This window comes from Allomuricauda sp. NFXS6 (assembly GCF_040148835.1).
Taxonomy (GTDB): domain Bacteria; phylum Bacteroidota; class Bacteroidia; order Flavobacteriales; family Flavobacteriaceae; genus Flagellimonas.
This window is the reverse complement of record NZ_JAGEMG010000016.1, coordinates 1-26,257: the sequence shown is the minus strand read 5'-3', so window position 1 is coordinate 26,257 and position 26,257 is coordinate 1. Positions and strand designations below refer to the sequence as shown.

Here is a 26,257-nt window from a genome sequence, read left to right as displayed (position 1 = left end):
TTTGTTAAAAACTAGGGCTAAGAAAACAAAAAAAACATAACTTTGTAAAAACTAAAATTTTTGAATGCAGAAAACGAAAGCTAGCGCAGATGAATTGATTGCCTTAATCCTAGAGGGAATAGAAGACGTTAAAGGAGTTGATATAAATCTACTGGACCTTAGGGAAATCGAAAATACAGTTTGCGACTACTTTATCATCTGTAACGGTACTTCCAACACACATGTAAACGCAATCGTTTCATCCGTCCAGAAAAAAGTAAGCAAAGCCATACACGACAAGCCATGGCATGTCGAAGGCTCTGAGAACGCAGAATGGGTGCTGATGGACTATGTTAACGTTGTGGTACATGTATTTCAAAAACACATTAGGGAATTTTATGACATTGAAGGACTTTGGGGAGATGCCAAAGTTACTATGGTGGAAAGCAGTTACAATTCTTAAGAAAAAATGGCAAAAGAAAACAACCCCAATACCCCCCCAAAAAAACCACGTTTTAGTTCGTGGTGGATATATGGTGTGGTAATCGCCTTGATCATCGGCTTCCAATTTTTTGGAGGAAGCAGTTTTTCAAGTACAGAAAAAACAACAACATCCGAATTACAGGAATTTTTACGCAATGGCGACATTTCTAAAATTGTCATCATTACAAATACACGTCAAGCGAAAGTTTTTCTTACCGATGAAGCCCTGAGCAAAGACGTCCATAAAGGTGTGGCCGAAAAACCTTTGCTGCCATCAACCGGACTGGTTCCCCAATATGTGTTGGACTATGGTGATTTGCAGATTTTCCAAAACGAAATCACTGAAATCAAAAAGGAGAACAATCTTGATACCATTGTGGAGTTTGATACGGAATCGAACGTAATCGGTGAAATATTTTTGACGCTCCTACCATTCGCCCTTATTATCGGTATTTGGATCTACCTGATGCGAAGAATGTCAGGTGGTGCTGGAGGAGGTGCCGGTGGACAGATTTTCAACATCGGGAAGTCAAAGGCCAAATTGTTCGATGAAAAAACAGATACCCGCACCTCTTTTAAAGATGTTGCCGGTCTGGAAGGAGCCAAAGAAGAAGTCCAGGAAATTGTAGAATTCCTTAAAAACCCGGACAAGTACACCTCGCTTGGAGGTAAAATACCTAAGGGAGCCTTATTGGTAGGCCCTCCAGGAACAGGTAAAACCCTACTGGCAAAAGCCGTGGCTGGCGAAGCCCAGGTTCCTTTTTTCTCGCTATCAGGTTCAGACTTTGTTGAAATGTTCGTGGGCGTAGGAGCATCAAGGGTACGTGATTTGTTCAAACAAGCAAAGGATAAATCCCCAGCCATTATATTCATTGATGAAATTGATGCGATTGGACGGGCAAGGGGCAAAAACAACTTTACCGGCTCCAATGACGAGCGGGAAAATACCTTGAACCAATTGTTGACCGAGATGGATGGTTTTGGTACCAACACCAACGTGATCGTGCTTGCCGCGACCAACCGTGCCGATGTATTGGACAAAGCATTGATGCGAGCAGGACGTTTTGACCGTCAAATTTATGTTGACCTTCCCGACCTTAACGAAAGAAAAGAAATTTTTGAAGTACACCTTCGCCCTATAAAAACTGCCGAAACTTTAGATTTGGACTTTTTGGCCAAACAAACACCAGGTTTCTCGGGAGCTGACATTGCCAACGTGTGCAACGAAGCGGCCCTTATCGCAGCCAGAAAAGAGAAAAAAGCGGTAAACAAGCAGGATTTCTTGGATGCTGTAGATAGAATTGTCGGTGGTCTTGAAAAGAAAAATAAAATCATCACCCCTGATGAAAAGAAAACCATTGCCTACCACGAAGCGGGCCATGCCACGGTAAGCTGGATGTTGGAGCACGCAGCACCCTTGGTTAAAGTAACCATTGTACCGAGAGGGCAATCTTTGGGCGCCGCTTGGTACCTGCCTGAAGAGCGTTTAATAGTCCGTCCAGAACAAATGTTGGATGAAATGTGCGCCACCATGGGAGGTAGGGCCGCCGAAAAAGTAATGTTCAATAAAATATCCACCGGTGCATTGAGTGATTTGGAAAAAGTAACCAAACAAGCTCGCGCCATGGTCACCATTTATGGACTTAACGAAGAGTTGGGGAACATTACCTATTACGATTCATCAGGTCAGAACGAGTACGGATTCACTAAGCCGTATAGTGAGGAAACGGCCCAGAAAATTGACCAAGAAATATCCAAAATGATAGAAAAGCAATATCAAAGAGCTATTAAATTGTTGGATGAAAACAAGGACAAGCTTACCGAACTTGCTGATAGACTTTTGGATAAAGAAGTTATATTTAAGGACGATTTGGAAAAAATATTCGGTCAACGCCCTTTTGAAAAAGAGGAAGAAAAACTTGAACCTGCCGAATAAGTTCATAGAATAAAATTTAATCAAAAGAATTATATTGATTCAGTAGAAAAGAACACAATGCCATAAATGGGAGTTTTTAAAAAACTTTTCGGAGGAGGAAAAAAAGTTTCCAAGGAAACTGCGGAAACCCGTGGCGACCATATGCCCGATTTAAAGATTCCCGTAGATGAGAAATTCACCATCTACTTCAAAAAAAATGGCGGGAAGTTCATTTACTGCGAAGATTTTGCCGAGGTTTCCGAAGCACTCAAAAATATTGTATCGGAAAACGATTGGCAAAACCATCTTTTCTATTCCATGGATCCAAGATTGGAGACCCGTTTTGCTTCGGAGAACATCGATTTTACCAATAACCGTAACGAAAGTGAAATTTTCTTTACCACCTGTGAACATCTGGTTGCGCACAATGGTTCCATTTTGGTATGTTCCAATCAGATCAAGGAAAAAAAGCTGAACGAGCTCCCATCCAACTTGGTCGTATTCGCCACTACGAGCCAGTTGGTGGATTCCATTAGTGAAGCCCTTAAACTGATCAAGGAACGCTATCAAAAAAATATACCCAACAATATTACCACGCTAAAGCACTTTCAACAGACCCCAGAAAACAAAGATGACTTTCTATCCTACGGAAGTGCCTCAAAAAATGTATATCTTTTACTCCTAGAAGATTTCTAAATACATGAGAGAACTTTTAAGACGCTCCATCACAGGGGTAATTTATGTGGTACTTCTGCTAGGTGCGGTATTTTTGAGCACGGATGCCTTCGACTTTTTATTTATGGCATTTGGCTTGGGGTGCCTGTATGAATTCAAACGTATTGTTCGGTTAAAGGGATACTATATATTTATGGCCTACTTGGCCTTGTGGTGGACCTTTATTTATCTGACCAACGATGCAAACGTCATAAACTTACTCATGCTGTGCACCATTACAGTGGATATCGCATTGTTAAGGTTCCTGTTCTCTAAAAAACCAAAGGTCTTTAGCAACTTTCAAAAGTTTTTTATTGGACTCTTTTATATTGGTGGTGGTTGTATTTTTTTGACCATGATACCTTACAAGATTGACGAATTTGCCCAGTTTTTGATTATGGGCATCTTTATTTTAATATGGGTCAATGACACTTTTGCCTACTTGGTAGGAAGAACTTTGGGCCGTACAAAACTATTTCCTGCAGTTTCACCAAAAAAAACTATTGAAGGTTCTGTAGGAGGTCTTATTTTTGCATTGCTGGCCGCATACTTTTTATCTTGGTACGAAACAAGACTTTCGGTAACAGAGTGGATGGCAATGGCCTGTTTAATAGTGGTCGCAGGAAGTTTGGGCGATTTATTGGAATCAAAATTTAAGCGGATGGCAGGGGTAAAGGATAGCGGTGCTATTTTACCCGGACATGGCGGAATTTGGGACCGATTGGATAGCTTGGTATTTGCTGCACCTTTCGCATATCTGATTTTAAATATATTTTCCTATGTTTCATAAAGAGGGTCAAAAAATTGTAATAACCACCTTTTTCTTGGTGGTAGCCACCGTTTTGGCCGCACAGTACTATATTGATGTGGAATGGATTCGTTTTACCGTTCAGATTTCCGCATTGTTGTTTTTGATAGCTATTTTGCAGTTTTTTAGAAACCCGAAAAGATTGGTCACCCCAAATTTTGATGAAATATTGGCACCTGTTGATGGCAAGGTCGTTGTAATCGAAGAAGTTGACGAGCCGGAGTATTTTAAGGATAAAAGAAAACAGGTATCCATTTTTATGTCGCCCACCAACGTGCACGTGACCCGATACCCCGCCAGTGGAACGGTAACCTATTCCAAATATCATCCCGGTAAATATTTGGTGGCCTGGCACCCAAAATCCAGTACCGACAACGAACGAACCACCATAATACTGCACACCCCGAAATTTGGTGAAATAGGATACAGGCAGATTGCCGGGGCCATGGCAAGAAGAATCGTAAATTATGCCGAAGAAGGCGAGCAGGTTACCCAAGGTGAAGATGCAGGCTTTATAAAATTTGGCTCCCGTGTGGACCTCTTATTGCCCTTGGATTGCGACATCGCCGTTAAACTGAATCAAAAAGTAGTGGGGGCACGCACCTGCATCGCTTCCGTAAGACCATTGGATGATTAGTGAAGACTTACATAAAAGATTCAACGATGCCGTTAACTTTGTTAACGACTACACAGACCCTTTGCCTGCGGATCTATTATTAAAGTTGTACGCCTATTTTAAGATTGCCAACAAAAACTTTGACAACCCTGGCAGCAGAACACCCCTCATCAACGCATTTAAAGCAAACGCCCTTTTTCAAGCCAAAAGAATAAGTGTAGCGGAGGCCATGGAAAAATACGTGGAATTGGTGGACAAGGAATTAAAATCGCTCTAAGCTGCAAAATCCGATGTTGCGAACGACTTCTCAAAAAAGATAAAGTAAACTCCACCAAAAATGGTAATCAGGAAATAGAGAGCCACAATATAACTGCCTATTGAAAGGTACTCATTGAGTCCGAACCAATCGTTGGTGAGATAAATCAAGACCATTCCCCCCATGCCTCGAATCACTTCAATCCAAACTGCATAGTTTTTACGGTCCATCAATGTGGTGTATCCATAAATTCCAACAAAAATAAAAGCACCGAACAACAAAAGTCCCTCAAAACCAATTTCGGAGTAGTTATAGAACATAAAGAGCATCAAAAAGGTAGTAGCAACTAATTGAAAGAGTGCATACCCCTTTAGGGAATTCGAAGTTTCCGGCTGATATTTTCTAAAATTATACACATTCTCAATAATGGTAACTGGATATTTTTCCTTAACATCAGATGGACGCCATCCTGTCGGCATAAACCAGATTCGTAACTTATCCCAATAGTTTTTGGTTCGCCACGCATCCTGCATCAATCGCCATAAATGTTGAAAGTTAATAATGATGGGATTCCAGGTATTTGCAGGTTTCAGCACTCCGTATTGCGGCGACACCTCATCCAATTCCTCTTGAAATGTTCCGAACATTCTGTCCCAAACACAAAAAATCTGCCCAAGATTTTTGTCGATATATTCTTTGTTTATAGCGTGATGCACTCGATGCTGCGAGGGCGTAACAATTACATATTCCAAAAAACCCAGCTTACCAATGTGCTGGGTATGGTACCAAAACTGAGCAAAAAGATGAATAGGTGCCAGTACGGCGATAACTTGGTTGGGAACGCCCAATAGGGCAGCGGGGATCAACAAAAGGGCATAATACCCCAATAAATTGGAAATAGGCTGGCGAAGCGCACAAGCCAAATTAAACTCTTCACTACTATGATGAATTACATGCTGGTTCCAAAAAAAGTTGATATGGTGGCTCAACCTATGGTTCCAATAGCCTGCAAAATCCAGGACTATGAAAGCCACCACCCAAACCAACCAAGTTGACCTGATTTCGATCAATGCAAGATGTTCCAATAAAAAGGGGTAACTCACCAAAATAAGCACAAGCCCCAAAGAATCTTTAACCACATTGGTTAAACCGGAGCTAAGACTGCTCACGGTATCCATGAGGTTGTGTTTTTGATCTTTTACAAAACGGCCGTAGAGTATTTCAATAAGTACCAGGCCAATAAAAAACGGTGTAGCATATAACAATGCCGTTGCATACGATTCCATTTCAAAAATTTAAAGCTTTGCTCGATGCAAGAATGGGATTATACGCTATTAAGTTACTCTAAATTTTTAAATAATTGAATATCGCTGGCATCGGTGAGATCGGGAATATGTTCGGAACGGGGGATACATAGAACACTTTCTGGTTGTTCGGCCACCAACATTCCAACAGCTTTGGGCAATTCTTTTTCATCGCGAACCGGGTCCATAGGACAATTCTTTAAATATGGATAAATTTCCGCTCCCGAAAAACTAAAAATGTTCATGCTTACCCGAAGTTCACCCAAAGCATCTTTATATTTGGGAACATCACCTACATTTGGTTTTTCTATGATCTGCTGTAGAAATCCATCCGAAGAAATATCCATTACCGCAAACTTAGCGATACGCTCTTCCGAATAATCAAATCCTGAACTTCCGTAACTGATCAAGGCATGGGGAGCTTTTCTCTCTTTCCTTAAATCCTTTAAAGCCCCAACGGAGTATAGGTTATCCCCATTGCAAACGGTAAAGATGGTCTGTTTTAATTCAGGGTACTGATCCAAACATTGTTGGAGTGCATCTGCGGTTCCCAATGGTTTTTTTCTCCCTTCTGGCACCGTTTGGACTGCCAAAAACACTTCTAACCCAGCGGGAAGACCTCTATCCTCCTTCAATTTTTGAAAAGCGTGGTTTTCCGGGCTGGTAATCAAATACAATTTGGTATAACCTGCTTCCACGGCATTGTTCACCAAATAATACAAGAATGGCCTACCCTGTTTACCTACGGGAATCAAACTCTTATGGGGAATGTTGTCCATAATCCTTTTTTGACCATCATTGGCCTTTAAACTCCGCTTCATTCGGGAAGAAGCGCCACCTACCATTATGATCAAACTCTTATTCTCCATTTCCATTAACTTGTTAATTCCACCGCATACACCGCTTTTGCCCCTCTGTTCAAAAACGCCTGTTTTACCTGTTCCTCGGTAGCATCAGTTACCATGGCCACCATACATCCTCCACCTCCCGAACCGATTATTTTTGCTCCCAATGCGCCCATCTCACGGGCGTCATCCATCATCTCTATCATTTCCAACGGGGTGTTCTTGATGTTGTTTTGAAGAATGATTTGGTGCTGATTCATTAAATCCCCCAAAGCTGTAATATTTGGATTTGGCTTCAACAGCTCTTTTTTTGCCTCTAAAGTGATATGATAGTTGGAAATCGTGGCATACCAATACCCCTGAAGCTCCTCCGGAACCAATTCGATATACTTTTCATAGTCCTCCAATGTTGCATGCTTCAATTCAAACTCAGGGTTGGCATTTTTAACCACATCCACCGCATTTTGTGAATACACTCTAGCATTTTTAAGTACTTCCAAGGTTTTTTTGGGCACTCCGGATTCCGCCACAAGCAATTTTCCCAAATCGGCCTTCAATCTTGTACTTTCCCCTGTTTGCGTATCAATATAAATGAGTCCCTTTTGGGCAATGGTATACTGATCCATCAAACCTCCGGGCTGATCAAAAAACAACACTTCCGCCTCATAGGCCCATCTTCCAATTTGGAAATCGCTTATTTCTTCCGATTTCCCCTGTATTGCTACCAAAAATCGAATCCAGGCCACCACCAAAGCGGATGAACTGGACAATCCTGCATTAAGTGGAATGTTTCCTGAAATCTCGATATCATAACCTTGATCAAAATGAAAGCCCTGCCTTTTCAAAACCATCATTACAGACCTAAAATAGTCATCGGATCCAATATGCTTTAAATCGTCATCCACTGAAATAGATGTTACCTCCTTCAAGTCCAACAACTTTATATGGAATTTTCTATCGGAATTTGGGGTTGCCTTTAAGTTAATATACCGGTCAATGGTTCCTGCTATTACCGGCAGTCCCAAATAATCTTGATGGTCCCCGTAAAAACAGATTCGGGCCGGAACTTTTATTTCAGTCATTGATCTTTACTGCTTAACTTATAACATCCAATGGTTCGGTCTCTTTCCAATTGCCTCTAGTAAAGTCCGGGAAAGGCTGTGGCGCACCACCACTTGCTACTGACCGTTCGCTTAATGGCGCAACTACGCTCCATAAACACCCTTCGTATACATTTTGGTCCAATGGAAGTCCTTTTTGTAGGCATTCTACAATTCGATATACCATAATGCCGTCCATTCCGCCATGCCCACTACCTTTGGCCGCTTCGTTCAATCGTTTGTAGAGCGGATGGTCATATTTTTCATATAATTTCTGGAGTTGTTCTCCTTGCACCCAAGAGTGATGGTCTTCCGTGAGTCCTTCCACGCCACCTTCCAGCGCTACGCGAGTTGGAAACCCTGCCAAAATACCTTTGGTTCCTTGTACCAGATTCAACCGGGAGTAAGGTCGTGGGCTGGTTTCGTCCCACTGTACCATAATGGTTTTTCCCATTGCAGTTTTGATGATGGATGTGTTCAAATCTCCACCTTTAAAATCGAGTTGGTTCCATTTATGGTCGGCTGGATAGTTTTTTTCCGCATATAGTTCACGTCCTCTTGATGGTGTTGAGAATGAGACCAAACTACCAAAAGTATCATCTCGTCTTGCCAAGTTCATATATTGGGCAACAGGCCCCAAACCATGCGTAGGGTATAAATTTCCATTTCGCTGGGCATAGTGTGGCGTTCTCCAAGAACCTGTGCCCCGTTCCTGCTCTTCCATCTGCCAGCGCAGTTCGTGAATGTAGCCTGCTTCGCCGTGCAAAATTTCACCAACCACACCTTGCCTGCACATATTGAGGAACATCAACTCATCACGGCTGTAATTAACATTTTCCAGCATCATGCAATGTTTTTGAGTACGTTCACTGGCATCCACAATATCCCACATATCTTGAATGGTGGTAGCGATTGGCACCTCAACGAATGCGTGTGCCCCGTTTTCCATGGCCCCAATGGCCATAGGTGCGTGATTTACCCAGTTCGTGGCAATAAACACTATATCGGGCCTCACCTCTTTGAGCATGGTACGCCACTTGTCCTCATCACCCCAATACTGGGCAATATTTTTGTGTCTGTCCTCTCCGGCAGCTTCCTTTACCCATTGGGTCTTTTCTTTTACCAAATCCTCATACAAATCGCAGATGGCAACCACTTCGGTACCCTCCAAGGCCGCAAAAAACTTGGCGTGGGTTCCCCCCCTGGCTCCAACCCCAATAAAAGCAGCACGCACCCTTTCTAATTTGGGCGCGGCAAACCCGCCCATATATGTTGATGATAAGGGTCTTTCTGAATTGGCTTTTAAATAGCTCGGCACTATGGCAACTGCCGCTGTTGTCAATGAAGTTTTCTGGATAAAGCTTCTTCTATTGAGGTTTTTCATTGATAATTGCGTTATTGGTTCTAATCTTTTCCAAAGTATGAAAAATAATGAGAAAAGAGGAACTCTAAAAGCTTGTTATCTGTCAGTTCGAGCGCAGTCGAGAACCTAAAATATATTGATAATCAATGGGTTTCGACTGCGATCAACCTGACAAATCAAGTTATGAAGATTTTTTAGACGGCCTCTTCAAAATCTTATCACTGTATACCCAAAGCTTATTTTAAACTGGAAAGGCTCTTTTCCAAAGTCTCGATCTTGGCTTCGGCATCGGCTGCCTTTTTGCGTTCCATGGCCACCACTTGCTCGGGAGCGTTGTTCACGAAGCGTTCGTTGCCCAACTTTTTTTCAACGGATTTTAAAAATCCTTTGGTGTAATTCAGCTCCTCCGTAATCTTAGCAATTTCAGCCTCCACATCGATGGCACCACTTATTGGAATAAAGTACTCGTTACTCTTTACCCTAAAGGTCAAAGCACCCTCCAAACTGGTATCCACCGCCTCCATTTTTGACAGATTTCCCAATTTTAGGATGATGGCATCCATTTGATTGCCCACTTTTTCACCATTCAACATAAAGAGCTCCAAAGTATCTTTTTGCGGAATGTTTTTCTCTTTTCTGATGGTTCTAACCCCTGAAATTACCTCTGAGGCAAATTCAAAATCAGTAATTAAGTCAGCATTCACTTCTTTTACTTCTGGCCATTGGGCTATAATCAACGCATCTTCAGGAGTACGCTCGGCAATATGTTGCCAAACTTCCTCCGTCAAAAAGGGCATAAACGGATGCAACAATTTTAGGTTTTCCTCAAAAAGACCCAATACCTCATTATACGTTTTCTGGTCAATCGGCTTTTGATATTCAGGTTTAACAATTTCCAACAACCAAGAACAGAAATCGTCCCAGACCAATTTGTACGTGGCCATCAAGGCATCGGAAATGCGGTATTTAGAAAAGTGGTCTTCAATTTCCACTAAAGTCTGATTGAACTTTGCCTTGTACCATTCAATTCCTTTTTGTGCGGCCTCGGGCTGTGGAATATCCGCTACTTCCCAACCTTTCACCAATCGGAAGGCGTTCCAAATTTTATTGGCAAAGTTGGCGCCTTGCTGGCAAAGGGCTTCGTCGAACAACAAATCGTTTCCTGCGGCAGAACTCAACAAAAGTCCTACACGAACACCATCGGCACCAAAATCGGATATTAGCTGTAGGGCATCGGGCGAGTTCCCTAAGGACTTGGACATTTTTCTACGCTGCTTGTCGCGAACCAGTCCTGTAAGGTATACATTTTCAAAAGGTCGTTCCCCTCTGTACTCATACCCTGCCATAATCATTCTGGCTACCCAAAAGAACAAAATATCAGGTCCCGTAACCAGATCACTGGTCGGGTAATAGTAATTCACCTCTTCATTGTCCGGCTCCAAAATGCCACCAAAAACACTTATGGGCCACAACCACGATGAGAACCAGGTATCCAAAACATCGGGATCTTGGCGTAAGTCGGAAGCTTGAATGCTTGGATTCTTGGCTTTTGCCAATTCCAATGCTTCTTTGTAAGTTTCCGCAACTACATAATCCTCTTTTCCATCTCCATAATAATAGGCTGGAATTTGCTGACCCCACCAAAGCTGACGTGAAATGTTCCAATCACGAATGTTTTCCATCCAATGGCGATAGGTATTATCAAACTTGGAAGGGTACAACTTCACATCTTTGGTCTCCAAAACGCCTTCAATAGCCGGTTTTGCCAGGTTTTCCATTTTAAGGAACCACTGATCGGACAATCGTGGCTCGATAACGGCTTTCGTCCTCTCAGATGTACCGACTTTGTTGGTGTGCTGCTCGGTTTTTATCAAATAGCCTTTCTCTTCCAATTCCTTGGAAATTTCTTTACGCACCACAAAACGGTCTTTCCCTTCGTAGTGAAGTCCGAAAGAATTCAAAGTGGCATCTTCATTAAAGATATCCACTACATCCAAATTGTGTTTATCTCCAAGGTTTTTATCGTTCTCGTCGTGTGCAGGAGTCACTTTTAAGCATCCCGTACCAAATTCAACATCCACGTATTCATCTTCAATAATAGGAATTACCCTATCACAGATGGGAACAATGGCCTTTTTGCCTTTTAAATGACGATATCTTTCATCATTTGGGTTGATACAGATTGCGGTATCGCCCAAAATGGTCTCCGGACGGGTGGTGGCAATGGTCACTTTTTCGTCCGAGCCTTCAATGGCATAGGATAAATAATAAAGACTACCCTGTCTTTCTTCATAAATCACCTCCTCATCAGAAAGCGTGGTCTTCGCTTCAGGATCCCAATTCACCATTCGATATCCCCTGTAAATCAGTCCTTTGTTATAAAGATCCACAAAAACCTTGATTACCGAGGCTGACATATCGTCATCCATAGTAAACTTGGTGCGGTCCCAATCACAGGAGCAGCCCAGTTTTTTCAATTGTTGGAGAATTACCCCTCCATATTCGTTGGTCCAATCCCAAGCATGTTTTAAAAACTCATCACGGGACAATTTTGATTTGTCGATGCCATCGGCCTTGAGCTTCGCGACCACTTTGGCCTCGGTGGCGATGGAGGCATGGTCCATTCCTGGCACCCAACAGGCATTTTTCCCCAGGAGTCTGGCTCTTCGGATAAGAACATCTTGTATGGTATTGTTGAGCATATGCCCCATATGAAGTACCCCGGTCACGTTTGGTGGCGGGATTACTATGGTATACGGCTCCCTTTCATCCGGTTTGGAGCTGAAATATTTATGCTCGGACCAGTAGGCATACCAGTGCTCTTCAACCCTTTTTGGGTCATATTTTGATGGAATCTCCATTTTTCGGTACAGTTTTTGTTTAATTTGGACTGCGATTGGTTGTTTTTGAAGGGAAAGCCAAATGTTAATTTTACGCTATTCTTCGGATGATAGCCAATCCAGAAATACGAAACAAAAATAAGTAACGTTATTCTATAACAAAAGAATTTTGGATGCAGGTATCAAAACATCTACATTTGAAGTTCACCCAAAAACCAAAAATGATGAAAAAAACTGTACTCATGCTGTTTGTAGGGCTTTTATCCTTAGGGGTTTACGCTCAAGAGACCGCTAAAATCGAATTTAAAAGCGAGACCATTGATTACGGAGAAATCGAGAGAGGAAGCGATGGTGTTCGTGTATTTGAATTTACCAATACCGGAGATGCTCCTTTGGTGATCAGCAATGTTAGGTCCAGCTGCGGATGCACAATCCCTAAAAAGCCCGAAGAGCCCATTATGCCTGGAAAAGTTGGTAAAATTGAAGTGAAATATGACACCAACAGAGTTGGTCCTATTAGAAAGGCCATTACTGTGACCTCCAATGCGGATACGCCCACAAAAGTTTTGAAAATAAAGGGTACCGTTAAAAATCCTGGAGCGAAATAAGGAAAAAGAAAATATATTTTAAAAGCCCCAAAACCAATTGGTTTTGGGGCTTTTCGTTTCTTAATTAGTCGTCGTCAAACATCTTTTTAAGGACAAAGGTGAACAGCAAATCCCTGTTGTATCGTTCGATCAATACTTTTATCCGCTTTCCTTCTCTTTCGTTGATCATTTTAAGGATTTCCTGAAGCTTGTACTTATGGACTCTTTTTCCGTTTACGGCTAAAATCACGTCACCCTCACGTAATCCTGCCTCTGCAGCAGGGCTTCCCGCACGAATACCTGATACTACTATTTCGGGAACAAGACTTAAACGGGTCTTGTTTTCCAATAAAATTTGGACATTCCCAAAAGTATCCGCATCATCCTCTTTCACAATTCCATTCACATCGGCGATACTTTCTGCTATATAACGCAAACCGTTGTGCTGCAAGTCTATTCCTGCCAAATTATATTGGAAGGGGTCTTTGAAGTTTCCATTTTTCTTTAAAGTAACCAGGCCCCGGGCATAATCGAAAACGATATTGAAACGCTTGAGAACTTCACCCCCCAAACTGCCATTACGATCGCCCATACTTTCCAATCCCTGAAAAGATTCAAGGTAAGGAAATGCTACTTTGGCTTCTTCAAGCTCAAAGTCGCCTATCCGAACCCCATTGATTTTACTTCGTTTTCCGAAAATATCACCGCTCAGTCCTCTTCCGAGGTGGTCTTCGTAGTTCTTTTCCGGAATCTCCAATCCTTTTTCGGGTTCTGGAAAAAGCCACAAAGCATCACTACTTCCTGTATCCACCAGTAATTTAACCGGTACATTTGCAGTATCCTTCATTAGCACCGTGCCTTCCACATAAGCTTTTCTTTTTTCTACGGTAAGCGGAAGGGTCTGCGTTTTTCTTCTATCCTTATATCGGTACAATTCTGGATTGTGCAATTTTATCTTTTTGGAATTATATTTTACTTCAACAATAAAGTCCCTGAAAAGATCGTACCCCATAATTCCATGCACGGGAATCCCAAGGGATGTTGAAAAATTGATTCCCCGATCCAAAACCACATAAAGGTCTTGGGAGTAATTTCTAGCCTCACCAAGTTTAAAAGCATTGTTTTTGGAACTTAGGGCCTTCATCGGCTCTCCACCGCCAAGGCCACGAATGGTGACTTCGGAAACATTATTTATCGGAATGGAATCTGACTCGGAAAGATTAAAAAGTATGGGCTTACTTACCCCGGAATCCAAAATAAAAGTGAGCTCCGTACCATTAACCTCTACAGGAATTATGATAAGGTTGTTGATGAGCTCAAACTTTATCTTTTGGAATTTTTCACCTTCGGGCAATCGATATCCCTGCGCCCAAATAAACAAGGGTACAAATAAAAGAAGTGCAAAAAAGATGATGTTCTTCCTCAACATACTTAATATCAACTGGTCATACTTATTAAATATACAAATTAAGGCGCATACTTCATCTTAATTTAACATTTCACTAGGCAAGGAATTATTCCTTAAAGTTGTTGTTTTCGATAGTTGGTTTTCTCATTTTTGCCAAAACTTTAGCACATGCCAAGTATTTCGAAGAAAGGGACACAAATGCCCGCATCGCCCATACGTAAATTGGTACCCTACGCGGAAGCTGCCAAAAAACGAGGAACCCATGTAATCCACCTCAACATTGGACAGCCTGATATTAAAACACCAAAAGTGGCTTTGGATGCCGTGAGGAACCACAATATCGAAGTTCTTGAGTATAGTATGACGCAAGGTTCCGAGGAATACCGTCAAAAAATTGCCGCGTACTATGCAAAACGCGATATTTTTGTTGATGCGGAAGATATCATAGTGACCACGGGCGGGTCAGAGGCACTTGCCTTTGCGATGGGGACCATTATGGACAATGACGACGAGATTATCATACCAGAACCCTTTTATGCCAACTATAATGGTTTTGCCACCGCCGCTGGAGTTAATGTAAAACCAATTGCATCATCCATCGAAAATAATTTTGCCCTCCCTCCCATTGCCAAGTTTGAAGAGCTCATTACTCCAAAAACAAAGGCTATTCTTATTTGTAACCCTGGGAATCCCACGGGGTACCTTTACAGTAAAGAAGAGATAAAGCAATTGGCTGCTTTGGTCAAAAAACACAACCTTTTTTTGGTAGCAGATGAAGTGTATCGGGAATTCACCTACGATGGTAGGGATCACTATTCCATTTTACAAGAGGAAGGGCTGGAAGAAAACGTTATTGTTGTGGACTCCGTTTCCAAACGATACAGCATGTGCGGAGCTCGAATCGGTTGTTTGATTTCCAAAAACACCCAAGTAATCGCCACTGCCATGAAATTTGCCCAGGCTCGCTTGTCGCCTCCAACCTTTGCCCAGATTGCCAGCGAAGCGGCATTGGAGACCCCACAAGAATATTTTGATGATGTGATCGAGGAGTATGTTTCCCGAAGGAATCTGTTGTTGACCGAGCTCAACAAGCTGGAAGGCGTAAAAGTGGCCACTCCACAGGGTGCTTTTTACTGTGTGGCAGAACTCCCTATTGAGGATGCCGACCACTTTGCCCAATGGTTACTGGAAAGTTTTGAGGTTGATGGAAAAACCGTGATGGTTGCGCCAGCAGCAGGGTTTTATGCAACACCAGGACTGGGAAAAAATCAGATAAGAATTGCCTATGTGCTAGAAAAAGAGCAACTTGTAAAGGCCGTCCAGATTTTGGGCAAGGCCTTAACCGAGTATAACAAACAGTGAACATACAGGAAAACATATCCTTAAAAAGCTACAATACCTTTGGTATTGATGTAAAGGCACGGTTTTTCGTAGAGATTACCGGACTCGTCCAACTCCAAAAAGCGCTGGAACTTAAAGCGTATCCCAAAAAATTCATTATCAGTGGCGGAAGCAACATGTTGCTCACCAAAGATATTGATGCGCTGGTGATGTACATTAACCTTAAGGGGGTCACCGTTGTCGAAGAAGATGAGAATAGTGTGGAAGTCAAGGTAATGGCCGGTGAAAATTGGCATGAATTGGTAATGTGGAGTTTGGAACAAGGCTACGGCGGACTGGAAAACCTTTCCTTGATCCCAGGGAATGTTGGGACTGCCCCCATTCAGAATATTGGGGCCTACGGCGTAGAGCTCAAGGATGTTTTTGTGAGTTGCGCCGCGATGGAGGTAAAAACCGGGGAACTGGTTGGGTTTGACAACGAGGCTTGCCAATTCGGATACAGGGACTCCATTTTTAAAAATGAAGCCAAGGACAAATACATTATTACCTCTGTGGTCCTAAAACTAACAAAAAAGAACCATGTGCTTCACACCGGTTATGGTTCCATTGAGAACGAGCTCAAAAACAATGGTATCGTACATCCTACCATAAAAGATATTTCTGATGCGGTAATCGCGATTCGAAGAAGCAAATTGCCGGACCCCAAGGAAATTGGAAATAGTGGTAGTTTTTTTAAGAATCCGATTGTTTCAAAAAAAGCTTTTGATAAGTTTTCAAAAAAGCACCCGGAAGCTCCTTTTTATGAAATGGATGACAACCAATATAAAATTCCTGCGGGCTGGCTCATTGAGCAATGTGGATTAAAAGGAAAACGTTTTGGAGACGCAGGAGTGCATGAGAGACAAGCCTTAGTGTTGGTCAATTATGGGAACGCCACGGGCAAGGAGATTTTGGAATTGGCCCAAAAAATTCAGGAAACGGTATACAAAACCTTTAAAATTAAAATACAGTCCGAGGTGAACATAATAAAATAACCCTCGCATTGAAACCAATAACGAGGGTTATACCAAACCAAACTAACCAAACTTATGTATGTTGTCAGGGTTGTAACACCCTTTATCACTTTTAAAAATGAACCAAGGCAAAAAGCTTTTTGTGCCTTAGCTTTGTTTTATATACGAGATAAATCCTATTTTAGATTTTGGTCCCACTAAAAATTTTACCAAAAGCATCATAAATGAGCACATTGATCGAGAGACATATTGTTTCACTCCTTGCGGAAAAAGACGATAAGGCTATTTCCCTACTCTATGAAAATTATGGTGATACACTCTTTGGCGTTGCTTATAAGGTGGTAAAAGATGAAGCCTTAGCACAAGATGTGCTCCAAGAAAGCTTTATCAAAATCTGGAAAAAGGCAGATTCTTACGATGCTTCCAAAGCCAAACTTTTTACCTGGCTATTCCGAATTGTTCGGAATACGTCCATAGATAAGTTAAGAAGTGTTAACAATAAATCCGACAAGGAAATCCAAATCGACGTTTCGGACGTATATAATATTGGAGTAAAGAGTATAAACCCGGAACATCTGGACATCCAAGAAAACTTGGATAAGATTGAAGATAAGTACAGAATTGTTCTTGAAGCCCTGTTTTTTGAAGGAATGACACAGCAGGAGGCAAGTGATGAATTGGATATTCCTTTGGGAACCATAAAGTCCCGTTTAAAAATTGGACTTAGGGAACTTGGAAAGATTTACGGTACAACCATGTCTTTGCTCTTCTTATTAAATTTATTGCCATGAAGGAAAAAGTGAAAATATTTTTAGAATCCGACATTTTGGAAAAATACCTTTTGGGAGATACTACCAAAGAAGAAACCCAAAAGGCGGAAAGGTATATTGCCATGTATCCCGAGGTAAGGGAAACTTATGATATTCTTCAAAAAAACTTGGAAACCTTTGCCAATATGTATGCCAAAAAGACACCCGAAGGTCTTAAGGAAGCCATACTTTCCAGCGCAAAAAAGGAGACAATGGTGAGCAAAAGATTTATGCGTTATGCCGTTGCTGCAAGTATCGCCATTATGATTTTTGCCGGTTCCTCCCTCTTTTTCTGGAACGAGAACCAAACGCTTCAGGAAAAAAATACCATGGTCACCAACCAAATCAAATATTTGGAGAATAATATGAAGGATCAGTTGGCTGACATGAGAAACCAATTCATTGTATTGAACAACCCCTCGACAAAAAAGTATACGGTAAAAGGTGAGCGCGAAGCCAAGGAACTCAAGGCCATCGCATATATCAATCCCGTCAAAAAACTTTCTTATATCAACGTAAGCAATGTCCCGGAACTTCCCGAGGACAAATGCTTCCAGATGTGGGCCGAGGTGAACGGAGAGTTGGTGAATTTGGGCGTAATCAAAAATTTTGACGAAAAAGACAAGCTTTTGGCACTTCCCTATGCAGATAACGCAGTAGGTTACATCACCATTGAACCCAAAGGCGGAAACAACACTCCGTCCGTTGACAATATCGTGGCCAACATCAAATATTAAAGGAGCAACTTTAAAGAAACCTTAAACAATTTACCCTTTAGCAAGGTATTTTGTACCTTTGTTCAAAAGTTGAGAGATGAAGTTAGCATTGGTTACCATTGGATTATTAGCTCTTGCATTTGCAGGAATAGCCATTAAAATCTGGGGGAAAAAGAACGGAGAATTTGCTGGCACTTGTGCGAGCCAAAGCCCTTTTCTAAATAAGGATGGTGAAGCTTGTGGCTATTGCGGTAAACTACCCGAAGAACAAGATTGCAAAAAAGATACGGTTACCAACCCCCAATAATTCTTAAATTTATTTAGGCAATACCCATTTTTTGGAAAAAACCGACGATTCCATCAAGGAAATTATACAAAAGGCAAAAGAAGGAAACCAAATTGCCTTCAGTACGCTCGTTGACACCTTTTGGAACGATGTTTACGGTTTTCAGATACTCCGGACCAAAAATGAAAATGATGCCGAAGACATTACCATAAGAACCTTTTCGAGAGCGTTTGACAAAATAGATACCTACGATGATACTTATGAGTTTAAAACTTGGCTCATCACCATTTCCAAAAATCTTCATGTAGACCTTCTTCGAAAACGCAAAAGAAGCCTTATGAACGAAATGGAATCCCGTGGCGACGAGGTTAAACGCGTCTTGGACGAAACCCCCACGGCAGAGGACCGTTTGATCACAGAACAGAACCTCGCCAACCTGCTAAGGGACATCAAAAAATTAAAGCCCCATTACCAAAAGGTCATTAACCTGCGTTATTTCCACGAACTGAGTTATGCCGATATCGCCAAGGAACTCGACGAGCCCGTTAACAATGTGAAAGTAAAATTGCTCCGGGCCAAAAAGCTTTTGGCAGAAATCATCAAAAAAAAGTGACCTCCCCAAAAGCATAAAGTTTCCTTCCCAGTTTTGTACCTTTGTAAATCTAAATTAGTTGTATGAGCACAAGCGTAGCAGAAAATGTTCTTCCACCTAAAGGAAAGCCGAAATGGCTAAGGGTCAAGCTTCCAACGGGTAAAAAATACACGCAACTCAGGGGGCTTGTGGACAAGTACGATTTACATACCATTTGCACCTCCGGTAGTTGCCCAAACATGGGTGAATGTTGGGGAGAAGGTACCGCCACCTTTATGATATTGGGTAACATCTGTACCCGCTCCTGTGGCTTTTGCGGCGTAAAAACGGGCCGTCCCGAAACCGTTGACTGGGCAGAACCCGAAAAAGTGGCCCGCTCCATAAAAATCATGCAAATAAAGCACGCCGTGCTCACCTCCGTAGATCGTGACGATCTTAAAGATATGGGATCCATTATCTGGGCAGAGACCGTCAAAGCCGTTAGACGGATGAATCCAGAAACCACTATGGAAACGCTTATCCCGGATTTCCAAGGAATATCCAACCATTTGGACAGGATAATCAAAGTAGCTCCAGAGGTGATCTCCCATAATATGGAAACCGTAAAGAGATTGACAAGAGAAGTAAGGATTCAGGCCAAATATGAAAGAAGCCTCGAAGTACTGGACTATTTAAAGAAAAACGGAGCAAAAAGAACCAAATCCGGTATTATGCTCGGTCTTGGCGAAGAGGAAAGCGAAGTGATCACCACCATGGAAGACCTTAGAAAGGCAGATGTTGATGTGGTTACCATTGGCCAGTACCTTCAACCCTCCAAAAAGCACTTGCCCGTAAAGCAATTTATTTTGCCCGAACAGTTTAAAAAATATGAGGAAATAGGTTTGGAAATGGGCTTTAGACATGTGGAAAGCGGTGCCTTGGTACGCTCATCGTATAAAGCGCACAAACACATACATTAGACCAACTTCCCCCGATTCCATTATGAAAAGTATAACCGTTGGAATAAATGGCTTCGGCCGCATAGGCAGAACCCTTTTTAGGCTTTTACTGAACCATCCAAACATCAAAGTAGTGGCCATAAACGATTTGGCCAATGCAGAAACCTTGGCGCATCTATTAAAATATGACAGTATCCACGGGGTATTGAATTCCGATGTGTCGCACAAAAGCAATCAAATTATTGTTGATGGCAGGGAAATACCAGTTCTCAACCACCTTCACCCCAAAGAAATAGACTGGCATTCGCACCAGGTTGATATTGTAGTTGAATCCACAGGAAAATTCAAAACAAGGGAAGATTTGGAATTCCATATTAAAAATGGGGCCAAAAAAGTGATTCTTTCGGTCCCTCCACTGGATGAATCCATCAAAATGGTGGTTCTTGGCGTTAACGAGGTCATCAACAACAACGACGATCACATAATTTCCAACGCCTCCTGCACCACCAACAACGCTGCTCCAATGATCAAGGTGATCAACGAACTCTGTGGTATTGAACAAGCCTATATCACCACCATACACTCCTACACCTCCGATCAGAGTTTGCACGATAGTCCCCACCGCGACTTGCGAAGGTCACGAGCAGCTGGGCAATCCATAATTCCCACAACGACCGGAGCTGCAAAAGCACTCACCAGTATTTTTCCCGAATTATCGGATGTGATCGGCGGATGTGGCATACGGGTACCCGTTCCCAATGGCTCGTTGACGGATATTACCTTCAATGTTATCCAAGAAACCTCCATTGAAGAAATAAATGCTACCTTTAAGGAGCAAGCGAACAACAACCTTAAAGGCATATTAAAGTATACCGAAGACCCTATTGTTTCTATCGATATAAACAATAGTTCTTACTCTTGTACGTTTGATTCTTTGATGACCTCCGTGATTGGCAAAATGGTAAAAATCATTGGGTGGTACGATAACGAAACTGGATATTGCTCCAGGATTATTGATTTAATAGCTTTACTGATAAAGAAAAACTACGTTTGATCTCAACCTTGGTTAAAAAAAGGAAAGGCAAAAATTTGCTGCTTGTCTTGTGCATCTGCTTATGCACCCAACTATCTTTTGCCCAAAGTGATGGCAGTTCCACTTCGGAAGTTAGGGACATCTTTAACCAGTTTAGGCAATATAGGCACGAGAACAAAGTGGACAAAGCTTTGGAAACCCTAAAAGAAGCTGCCAACATTGCCGAGAGCAACGAAGACTCCAAACTTTTACTGGATACCTACCACCTATACGCTAGATTATTTTTGGAAGAAGGTGACCAAGAATCTGCAACATTTTATTGGGATAGGGCAAGTATTTTGCTCAGGGACACCTCCTATTCCTATGGCGAGGCATTCCACTTATACCTGGACGCGGCCCTAAGATTTAATGAAGGAAACAACTTCCAAGCGTTGAAACAACTGGAAGAATCCAGAAAAGTAAGCAATAACAGGAACCTTACCAATAACATACTTTTACTGGAGGCTCGTATTTATACCAACATTGAGAAGTATGATGATGCCATAAAAAACCTGCACGCCCTTATTGTAAATGCGGATGACAAGGAGCGGGCCTATTTGGCCACAAGAGCCAACCTACAGCTATCCGATATCAGCGTGACATTGGACGATCTAGATGAAGGTATCATACATTCCAAGGCTGCTTTGGAACTGGCACAAAAACATGGTTTTGCCAAAGAGATCAAAACCTCCTATGAGCAGTTGTCCAATATTTATGAGGCCAACGGAAACTTCGAAGAGTCTCTTGTTTATGCAAAAGGTTTGGCCATGATCAAAGATTCCATATTCAATGTGGAAAAGGCAAAGCTGGATAGTGACGTTGGTGCCAGGGTTCGCAACGAACATCAAATGAGCGAGATGAACAAGCTCCAGGCCAAGAATGAGGAATTGAGCGAATCCAAGAACCGTTCAGAAATCACGGCCATCTTAACATCCGCTTTTTTGACCATAATTTCGCTTTTGGCGGTTTCCTTGTTCCGAAACAATCAGATCAAGCTCAAAACAAACGACCTCCTTCATACCAAAAACAAAGAATTGGAACTGGCCAGGGATGCGGCCGTCTCTGCAATGGAGGCCAAGACCAATTTTCTTTCAACCGTTACCCACGAACTCAGGACGCCCCTGTATGCCGTAACCGGACTCACACACCTTTTATTGGAAGAGGACCCATCGGAGCATCAGAAAGAACATTTAAAATCCTTGAAATTTTCCGGTGAATATTTGTTGAATTTCATCAACGATATCCTTCAAATCAACAAAATAGATGCAGATAAACTTGAACCGCTCAACATTGAGTTCAAACTACACAAAGTACTGGATGATGTAGTGGAGTCGTTACAACAAAATGCACACGAAAAAAAGACGAAATTGGTATTGGATTACGATCCCACTATACCTAAAAAATTAATGGGAGACCCCATAAAGCTATCCCAAATATTCATGAACCTGGTCGGTAATGCACTTAAGTTTACCAAAAACGGTAAAGTAGAGGTCATTGCAAAAATGTTGAAGAAAGAAGAAGACCAAGTAACATTATATTTTGAGGTAAGGGACAATGGTATCGGTATTTCCGAGGAGCAACAGAGAAACATTTTTGAAAGCTTTGAGCAAGGGTCCATCCAAATCAATAGGGAATACGGGGGCACGGGTCTTGGCCTTACCATAGTAAAGAGTTTATTGGGCCTATTTGGCAGCACCATTCACTTGGAAAGTGAAATAGGGCACGGTAGTTCTTTCTATTTTGAAATGGAGGTGGATTACGAGAGTAAAGAAGGGGAAGAAGTCTCTTTTGAACTAAACCCTGAGGAATTCCAGTTCAAAGGGTTGCACGTCCTTGTTGTGGAGGACAACAAGATCAACCAGGTGATCACCAAAAAAATGCTCACCAAAAAAGAGATTACCTGCGACATTGCCAACAATGGTAACGAAGCCATTGATATGGCCAAAAACAATACCTACGATGCCATTTTGATGGACATCCATATGCCCGGTATCAGTGGTGAGGAGGCAACACGCCAAATACGTAAGTTCGACCAAAGCATACCGATTATTGCATTGACCGCCATTTCTTTGGACGACAGCCTGGACAGTTTCTACGAAGCGGGCTGTAACGATGTGGTCACCAAACCGTTTAAGCCCGAAGTGTTTTATCAGAAAATTGGGGAAAATATTTTTAGGAACAAAATGGAAGGTTCCGTTTAGAACAACGCATCAACAGCATTTTTTAGAACCATTGCATCTGTTTCGGAGAAACTATGGGCAATTTCCAAATAATATAATTTGTCCACCCTTCCATCCAACCGTACAAAATCCTTTTCGGTGGTCAACACCATTTCATATCCTTTGAATCGTTCAATGTCCTTATCCGTAAAGTGATGGTGGTCACCAAACTCAAAATGGGTACAATTAATTTCTTGGGATTTTAAATACCGTACCAAAGGTTCGGGCGAGGCAATGCCCGTAACCAGAGCCACTTGTTTATCGACCAATTCCGACAACGGTATTTTTTGCTGTCCTCCATCGGTAACAAAGCCGTGGTACTTTAAGGATGCAAACAATACTTTTTGATAGTGTTTTGGCCGTAGTTTTGCCACCACTTCCTTCTTTTCCTTTTCCTGTAAAGATTCAGGGCATTTGGTCACAATGATCAAATCCGCACGTTTAGATTCTTTTTTGGCATCACGGAGGCTCCCTGTGGGCAAATACCAATCATTTACATATAAATTCGGATAGGTGGTGAGCAAAATAGAAAAAGTCGGCTTTACCCTTCTATGCTGAAAGGCATCATCCAAAACAATAATATCTGGATTGACCAAGCTTTCCAATTTTTCGATACCATTCCGTCTATCGGCATCGACCGCAACCGTTACTTCAGGAAATTTTTGATGGATTTGATACGGCTCATCACCCAATTCCAACACCGTACTTTTGGCATTGGCCAAGTAAAAGCCTTCGGATCTACGCTTGTATCCCCGGCTTAGAACTGCAGTATTTCGATTGTCCAATATCCGTAACAAATACTCAGTCATTGGGGTTTTGCCCGTTCCACCAACGCTCAAGTTACCCACACAAATGGTCGGAATCTTGTACGATTTTAATGAAAACACACCCACATCGAACAAGAAGTTTCGAACATAAACCACCAGGGCATAGATCAACGAAACGGGGAAAGCTATTTTACGAAGCAATTGAAGCATTGAACGAAAATATAATATTTTATCTTTAGCCCACTTAACATTTTTAAAATGACCGTTAACGAGATAGCAAAAGTGCTTGAAGAATTGGCGCCTTTGGCACACGCCGAAGATTTTGACAACGTAGGTTTATTGGTAGGGGACCCCCATATGGAAGTTAAAGGGGTGCTGGTTACCTTGGATACACTTGAAAACGTTGTGGACGAAGCCATTCAGAAAAAATGTAACCTGATCGTAAGCTTTCACCCCATCATCTTTAAAGGATTAAAACGATTAACAGGAAGCAACTACGTGGAACGTGTAGTGCTAAAAGCCATCGTAAACAATATTGCCATTTATAGTATGCATACTGCGCTGGACAACAGCAAAATGGGCGTCAACGCTAAAATATGCGAGGTTTTGGGGTTAAAGAACCCCGAAATCCTGATCCCAAGGGCAAAAAGCATCAAAAAATTGATCACCTACGCCCCTACGGCCGATGCCGAAAGTATAAAACTGGCACTGTTCCAAGCGGGTGCCGGTGAAATTGGCAAATACAGCAACTGCAGTTATAGCCTAGAGGGCATTGGTAGTTTCAAAGCGGGAGATAACGCCAATCCCACAGTTGGAACAATAGGAGAAGTACATTTTGAAAAAGAAGCTCAAATCAATGTTATTTATTCCTTTGAGAAGGAAAAAGCTATCCTAAGTGCCCTTTTTGATGCACATCCGTATGAAGAAGTGGCTTACGAAATATTGACTTTAGAGAATTCCAATCAGGATTTAGGTATGGGAATGATTGGAAACCTCGATGTTGAAATGGGTGAAAAAGAGTTCCTGTTATTGGTTAAGCAACGAATGAATGCTTCCATGGTTCGACATTCCCAATTATTGGATAAAAAGGTGAAAAAAGTCGCTGTTTTAGGGGGAAGCGGGGCATTTGCCATTGGTGCTGCAAAGAGCGCTGGAGCAGATATTTATGTGAGTGCCGACCTTAAATATCACGATTTTTACCAAGCCGAAAACCAACTCGTCGTAGCTGATATTGGGCACTTTGAAACTGAGCAGTTTACAAAAGATTTATTGGTTGATTATCTTACGAAAAAAATTCCTAATTTTGCAGTCTCTTTATCGGAGAGTATAACGAATCCCATCAAGTATTTATAAAATATATGGCGAACAAGAAAGAAAACACTGTAGAGGATAAATTGAGAGCATTGTACGATTTACAGCTTATTGACTCTAGAGTGGATGAAATCCGCAATGTTAGAGGCGAACTGCCTTTGGAAGTACAAGACTTGGAAGACGAAGTTCTTGGTCTTAAAACGCGAATGGACAAACTGAAAACGGATGTTGAAACCGTTAACTTTGAGATTACTGCCAAGAAGAATCTTATTGATGAGTCCAAAGCGCTTATCAAAAAATACAGCGAGCAACAAAAAAATGTAAGGAACAGCCGCGAGTTCAATTCATTGAGCAAAGAGGTGGAATTCCAAGAGTTGGAGATTCAATTGGCCGAAAAGAACATTAAAGAGTTCAAAGCACAAATTGAACAGAAAAAAGAAGTGATTGCCGCTACCAAGGAAAAGCTATCCGAGCGCGAAAGCCACCTAAAGCACAAAAAGGGTGAGTTGGATGCTATTCTTGCCGAGACTGAGAAAGAAGAAAAAGCACTTTTGAAAAAATCTGAAGAATACGAAGATAAAATCGAAGAGCGTTTGATCAAGGCTTACAAAAGAATCCGCCACAATGTAAAGAACGGTTTGGCGGTGGTTCCCGTAGAACGCGGAGCTTCCGGCGGTTCTTTCTTCACCATTCCACCACAGGTACAGGTAGAGATTGCTTCCCGCAAAAAAATCATTACAGATGAGCACAGCGGTAGAATTTTGGTAGACCCCCTTTTGGCCGAGGAAGAGCAGGATAGAATGCAAAAGCTTTTTGCCAAAATCTAATCTTCTTTAGAACAAGAAATTAAAGAGGCCGTCTAAAAACATTTAGGCGGTCTTTTTATTTAGGGGGTGATTTGTGGGTGCCTGCCTTAATGTTGCGTTTTATCGATTTATTTCCCTTGGAAAAAATCGGGCCATAGGATTCCTAAGC

The 26,257-nt window shown here is 41.9% G+C and carries 25 protein-coding genes; 18 read left to right on the top strand and 7 right to left on the bottom strand.

Annotated elements, in window-relative coordinates:
- The first annotated feature begins 64 nt into the window (after positions 1-64).
- The 6 genes from rsfS to J4E06_RS17435 all read left to right on the top strand — a co-directional run bounded on the left by rsfS (position 65) and on the right by J4E06_RS17435 (position 4,792).
- Positions 65-442, top strand: coding sequence for a ribosome silencing factor (rsfS, locus tag J4E06_RS17460; protein ID WP_014033436.1), 378 nt, complete (start codon positions 65-67; stop codon positions 440-442).
- 6 nt (positions 443-448) lie between these two features.
- Positions 449-2,398: an ATP-dependent zinc metalloprotease FtsH gene (gene ftsH / locus J4E06_RS17455; protein ID WP_349525287.1), complete on the top strand. Its 1,950-nt coding sequence runs from the start codon at positions 449-451 to the stop codon at positions 2,396-2,398.
- Between the two features lie 66 nt (positions 2,399-2,464).
- On the top strand, positions 2,465-3,073 hold the full coding sequence (locus J4E06_RS17450) for an LUD domain-containing protein (RefSeq protein WP_349525286.1): 609 nt from the start codon (positions 2,465-2,467) through the stop codon (positions 3,071-3,073).
- A 4-nt stretch (positions 3,074-3,077) separates the two neighbouring features.
- Positions 3,078-3,881 carry a phosphatidate cytidylyltransferase gene (locus tag J4E06_RS17445; protein WP_349525285.1) on the top strand — a complete coding sequence of 268 codons (804 nt, stop codon included), beginning with the start codon at positions 3,078-3,080 and terminating at the stop codon, positions 3,879-3,881.
- Positions 3,871-4,536, top strand: coding sequence for a phosphatidylserine decarboxylase family protein (locus tag J4E06_RS17440; protein WP_349525284.1), 666 nt, complete (start codon positions 3,871-3,873; stop codon positions 4,534-4,536). The genes J4E06_RS17445 and J4E06_RS17440 overlap by 11 nt, the downstream gene beginning before the upstream one ends.
- The gene (locus tag J4E06_RS17435) at positions 4,529-4,792 is read left to right on the top strand and encodes an acyl-CoA-binding protein (RefSeq protein ID WP_349525283.1); all 264 of its coding nucleotides are present in this window, start codon (positions 4,529-4,531) and stop codon (positions 4,790-4,792) included. The genes J4E06_RS17440 and J4E06_RS17435 overlap by 8 nt, the downstream gene beginning before the upstream one ends.
- Here the strand turns inward: J4E06_RS17435 and J4E06_RS17430 are convergent.
- The 5 genes from J4E06_RS17430 to J4E06_RS17410 form a co-directional block, all read right to left on the bottom strand.
- The gene (locus tag J4E06_RS17430; protein WP_349525282.1) at positions 4,789-6,057 is read right to left on the bottom strand and encodes a sterol desaturase family protein; all 1,269 of its coding nucleotides are present in this window, start codon (positions 6,055-6,057) and stop codon (positions 4,789-4,791) included. The genes J4E06_RS17435 and J4E06_RS17430 overlap by 4 nt on opposite strands.
- Positions 6,058-6,110: 53 nt before the next feature.
- The gene (locus J4E06_RS17425; RefSeq protein ID WP_349525281.1) at positions 6,111-6,944 is read right to left on the bottom strand and encodes a sugar phosphate nucleotidyltransferase; all 834 of its coding nucleotides are present in this window, start codon (positions 6,942-6,944) and stop codon (positions 6,111-6,113) included.
- Positions 6,945-6,949: 5 nt separating this feature from the next.
- Complete coding sequence (locus tag J4E06_RS17420; RefSeq protein WP_349525280.1) at positions 6,950-8,002, bottom strand: GHMP family kinase ATP-binding protein; 1,053 nt, start codon at positions 8,000-8,002, stop codon at positions 6,950-6,952.
- A gap of 13 nt (positions 8,003-8,015) precedes the next feature.
- Positions 8,016-9,404, bottom strand: a complete 1,389-nt coding sequence (locus tag J4E06_RS17415; RefSeq protein ID WP_349525279.1) for a Gfo/Idh/MocA family protein — start codon at positions 9,402-9,404, stop codon at positions 8,016-8,018.
- 215 nt (positions 9,405-9,619) lie between these two features.
- Positions 9,620-12,244 carry a valine--tRNA ligase gene (locus J4E06_RS17410; protein WP_349525278.1) on the bottom strand — a complete coding sequence of 875 codons (2,625 nt, stop codon included), beginning with the start codon at positions 12,242-12,244 and terminating at the stop codon, positions 9,620-9,622.
- A gap of 200 nt (positions 12,245-12,444) precedes the next feature.
- Between J4E06_RS17410 and J4E06_RS17405 the strand changes: the two genes are divergently transcribed.
- A complete protein-coding gene (locus J4E06_RS17405; RefSeq protein ID WP_421811195.1) occupies positions 12,445-12,831 on the top strand; it encodes a DUF1573 domain-containing protein in 387 nt (128 codons plus the stop codon).
- Positions 12,832-12,895: 64 nt separating this feature from the next.
- Here J4E06_RS17405 and J4E06_RS17400 read toward each other — a convergent pair whose 3' ends face one another.
- Positions 12,896-14,239, bottom strand: a complete 1,344-nt coding sequence (locus J4E06_RS17400) for an aspartyl protease family protein (RefSeq protein WP_349525277.1) — start codon at positions 14,237-14,239, stop codon at positions 12,896-12,898.
- 147 nt (positions 14,240-14,386) lie between these two features.
- Between J4E06_RS17400 and J4E06_RS17395 the strand changes: the two genes are divergently transcribed.
- From J4E06_RS17395 to J4E06_RS17355, 9 genes are all read left to right on the top strand, one after another.
- On the top strand, positions 14,387-15,580 hold the full coding sequence (locus tag J4E06_RS17395) for a pyridoxal phosphate-dependent aminotransferase (RefSeq protein WP_349525276.1): 1,194 nt from the start codon (positions 14,387-14,389) through the stop codon (positions 15,578-15,580).
- On the top strand, positions 15,577-16,593 hold the full coding sequence (gene murB, locus J4E06_RS17390; protein ID WP_349525275.1) for a UDP-N-acetylmuramate dehydrogenase: 1,017 nt from the start codon (positions 15,577-15,579) through the stop codon (positions 16,591-16,593). Before J4E06_RS17395 ends, murB begins: the two co-directional genes overlap by 4 nt.
- A gap of 203 nt (positions 16,594-16,796) precedes the next feature.
- The gene (locus tag J4E06_RS17385) at positions 16,797-17,363 is read left to right on the top strand and encodes an RNA polymerase sigma factor (protein ID WP_349525274.1); all 567 of its coding nucleotides are present in this window, start codon (positions 16,797-16,799) and stop codon (positions 17,361-17,363) included.
- Positions 17,360-18,118, top strand: a complete 759-nt coding sequence (locus tag J4E06_RS17380; protein WP_349525273.1) for an anti-sigma factor domain-containing protein — start codon at positions 17,360-17,362, stop codon at positions 18,116-18,118. The genes J4E06_RS17385 and J4E06_RS17380 overlap by 4 nt, the downstream gene beginning before the upstream one ends.
- A 76-nt stretch (positions 18,119-18,194) precedes the next feature.
- Positions 18,195-18,404: a membrane or secreted protein gene (locus J4E06_RS17375; RefSeq protein ID WP_349525272.1), complete on the top strand. Its 210-nt coding sequence runs from the start codon at positions 18,195-18,197 to the stop codon at positions 18,402-18,404.
- Positions 18,405-18,435: 31 nt separating this feature from the next.
- Positions 18,436-18,996, top strand: coding sequence for an RNA polymerase sigma factor (locus tag J4E06_RS17370; RefSeq protein WP_349525271.1), 561 nt, complete (start codon positions 18,436-18,438; stop codon positions 18,994-18,996).
- A 62-nt stretch (positions 18,997-19,058) separates the two neighbouring features.
- Complete coding sequence (lipA, locus tag J4E06_RS17365; RefSeq protein WP_349525270.1) at positions 19,059-19,934, top strand: lipoyl synthase; 876 nt, start codon at positions 19,059-19,061, stop codon at positions 19,932-19,934.
- Between the two features lie 22 nt (positions 19,935-19,956).
- The gene (gene gap, locus J4E06_RS17360) at positions 19,957-20,967 is read left to right on the top strand and encodes a type I glyceraldehyde-3-phosphate dehydrogenase (protein ID WP_349525269.1); all 1,011 of its coding nucleotides are present in this window, start codon (positions 19,957-19,959) and stop codon (positions 20,965-20,967) included.
- A gap of 38 nt (positions 20,968-21,005) precedes the next feature.
- Entirely contained in the window at positions 21,006-23,186 is a 2,181-nt protein-coding gene (locus J4E06_RS17355) for a response regulator (protein ID WP_502877361.1), read from the top strand.
- On the opposite strand, the gene lpxK is transcribed toward J4E06_RS17355, so the two are convergent.
- Positions 23,183-24,181, bottom strand: a complete 999-nt coding sequence (gene lpxK / locus J4E06_RS17350; RefSeq protein WP_349525267.1) for a tetraacyldisaccharide 4'-kinase — start codon at positions 24,179-24,181, stop codon at positions 23,183-23,185. The genes J4E06_RS17355 and lpxK overlap by 4 nt on opposite strands.
- A gap of 48 nt (positions 24,182-24,229) precedes the next feature.
- Between lpxK and J4E06_RS17345 the strand changes: the two genes are divergently transcribed.
- Both J4E06_RS17345 and J4E06_RS17340 read left to right on the top strand, forming a co-directional pair.
- Complete coding sequence (locus tag J4E06_RS17345) at positions 24,230-25,324, top strand: Nif3-like dinuclear metal center hexameric protein (RefSeq protein ID WP_349525266.1); 1,095 nt, start codon at positions 24,230-24,232, stop codon at positions 25,322-25,324.
- Between the two features lie 5 nt (positions 25,325-25,329).
- Positions 25,330-26,109 carry a zinc ribbon domain-containing protein gene (locus J4E06_RS17340; RefSeq protein ID WP_349525265.1) on the top strand — a complete coding sequence of 260 codons (780 nt, stop codon included), beginning with the start codon at positions 25,330-25,332 and terminating at the stop codon, positions 26,107-26,109.
- Positions 26,110-26,257: the final 148 nt, after the last annotated feature.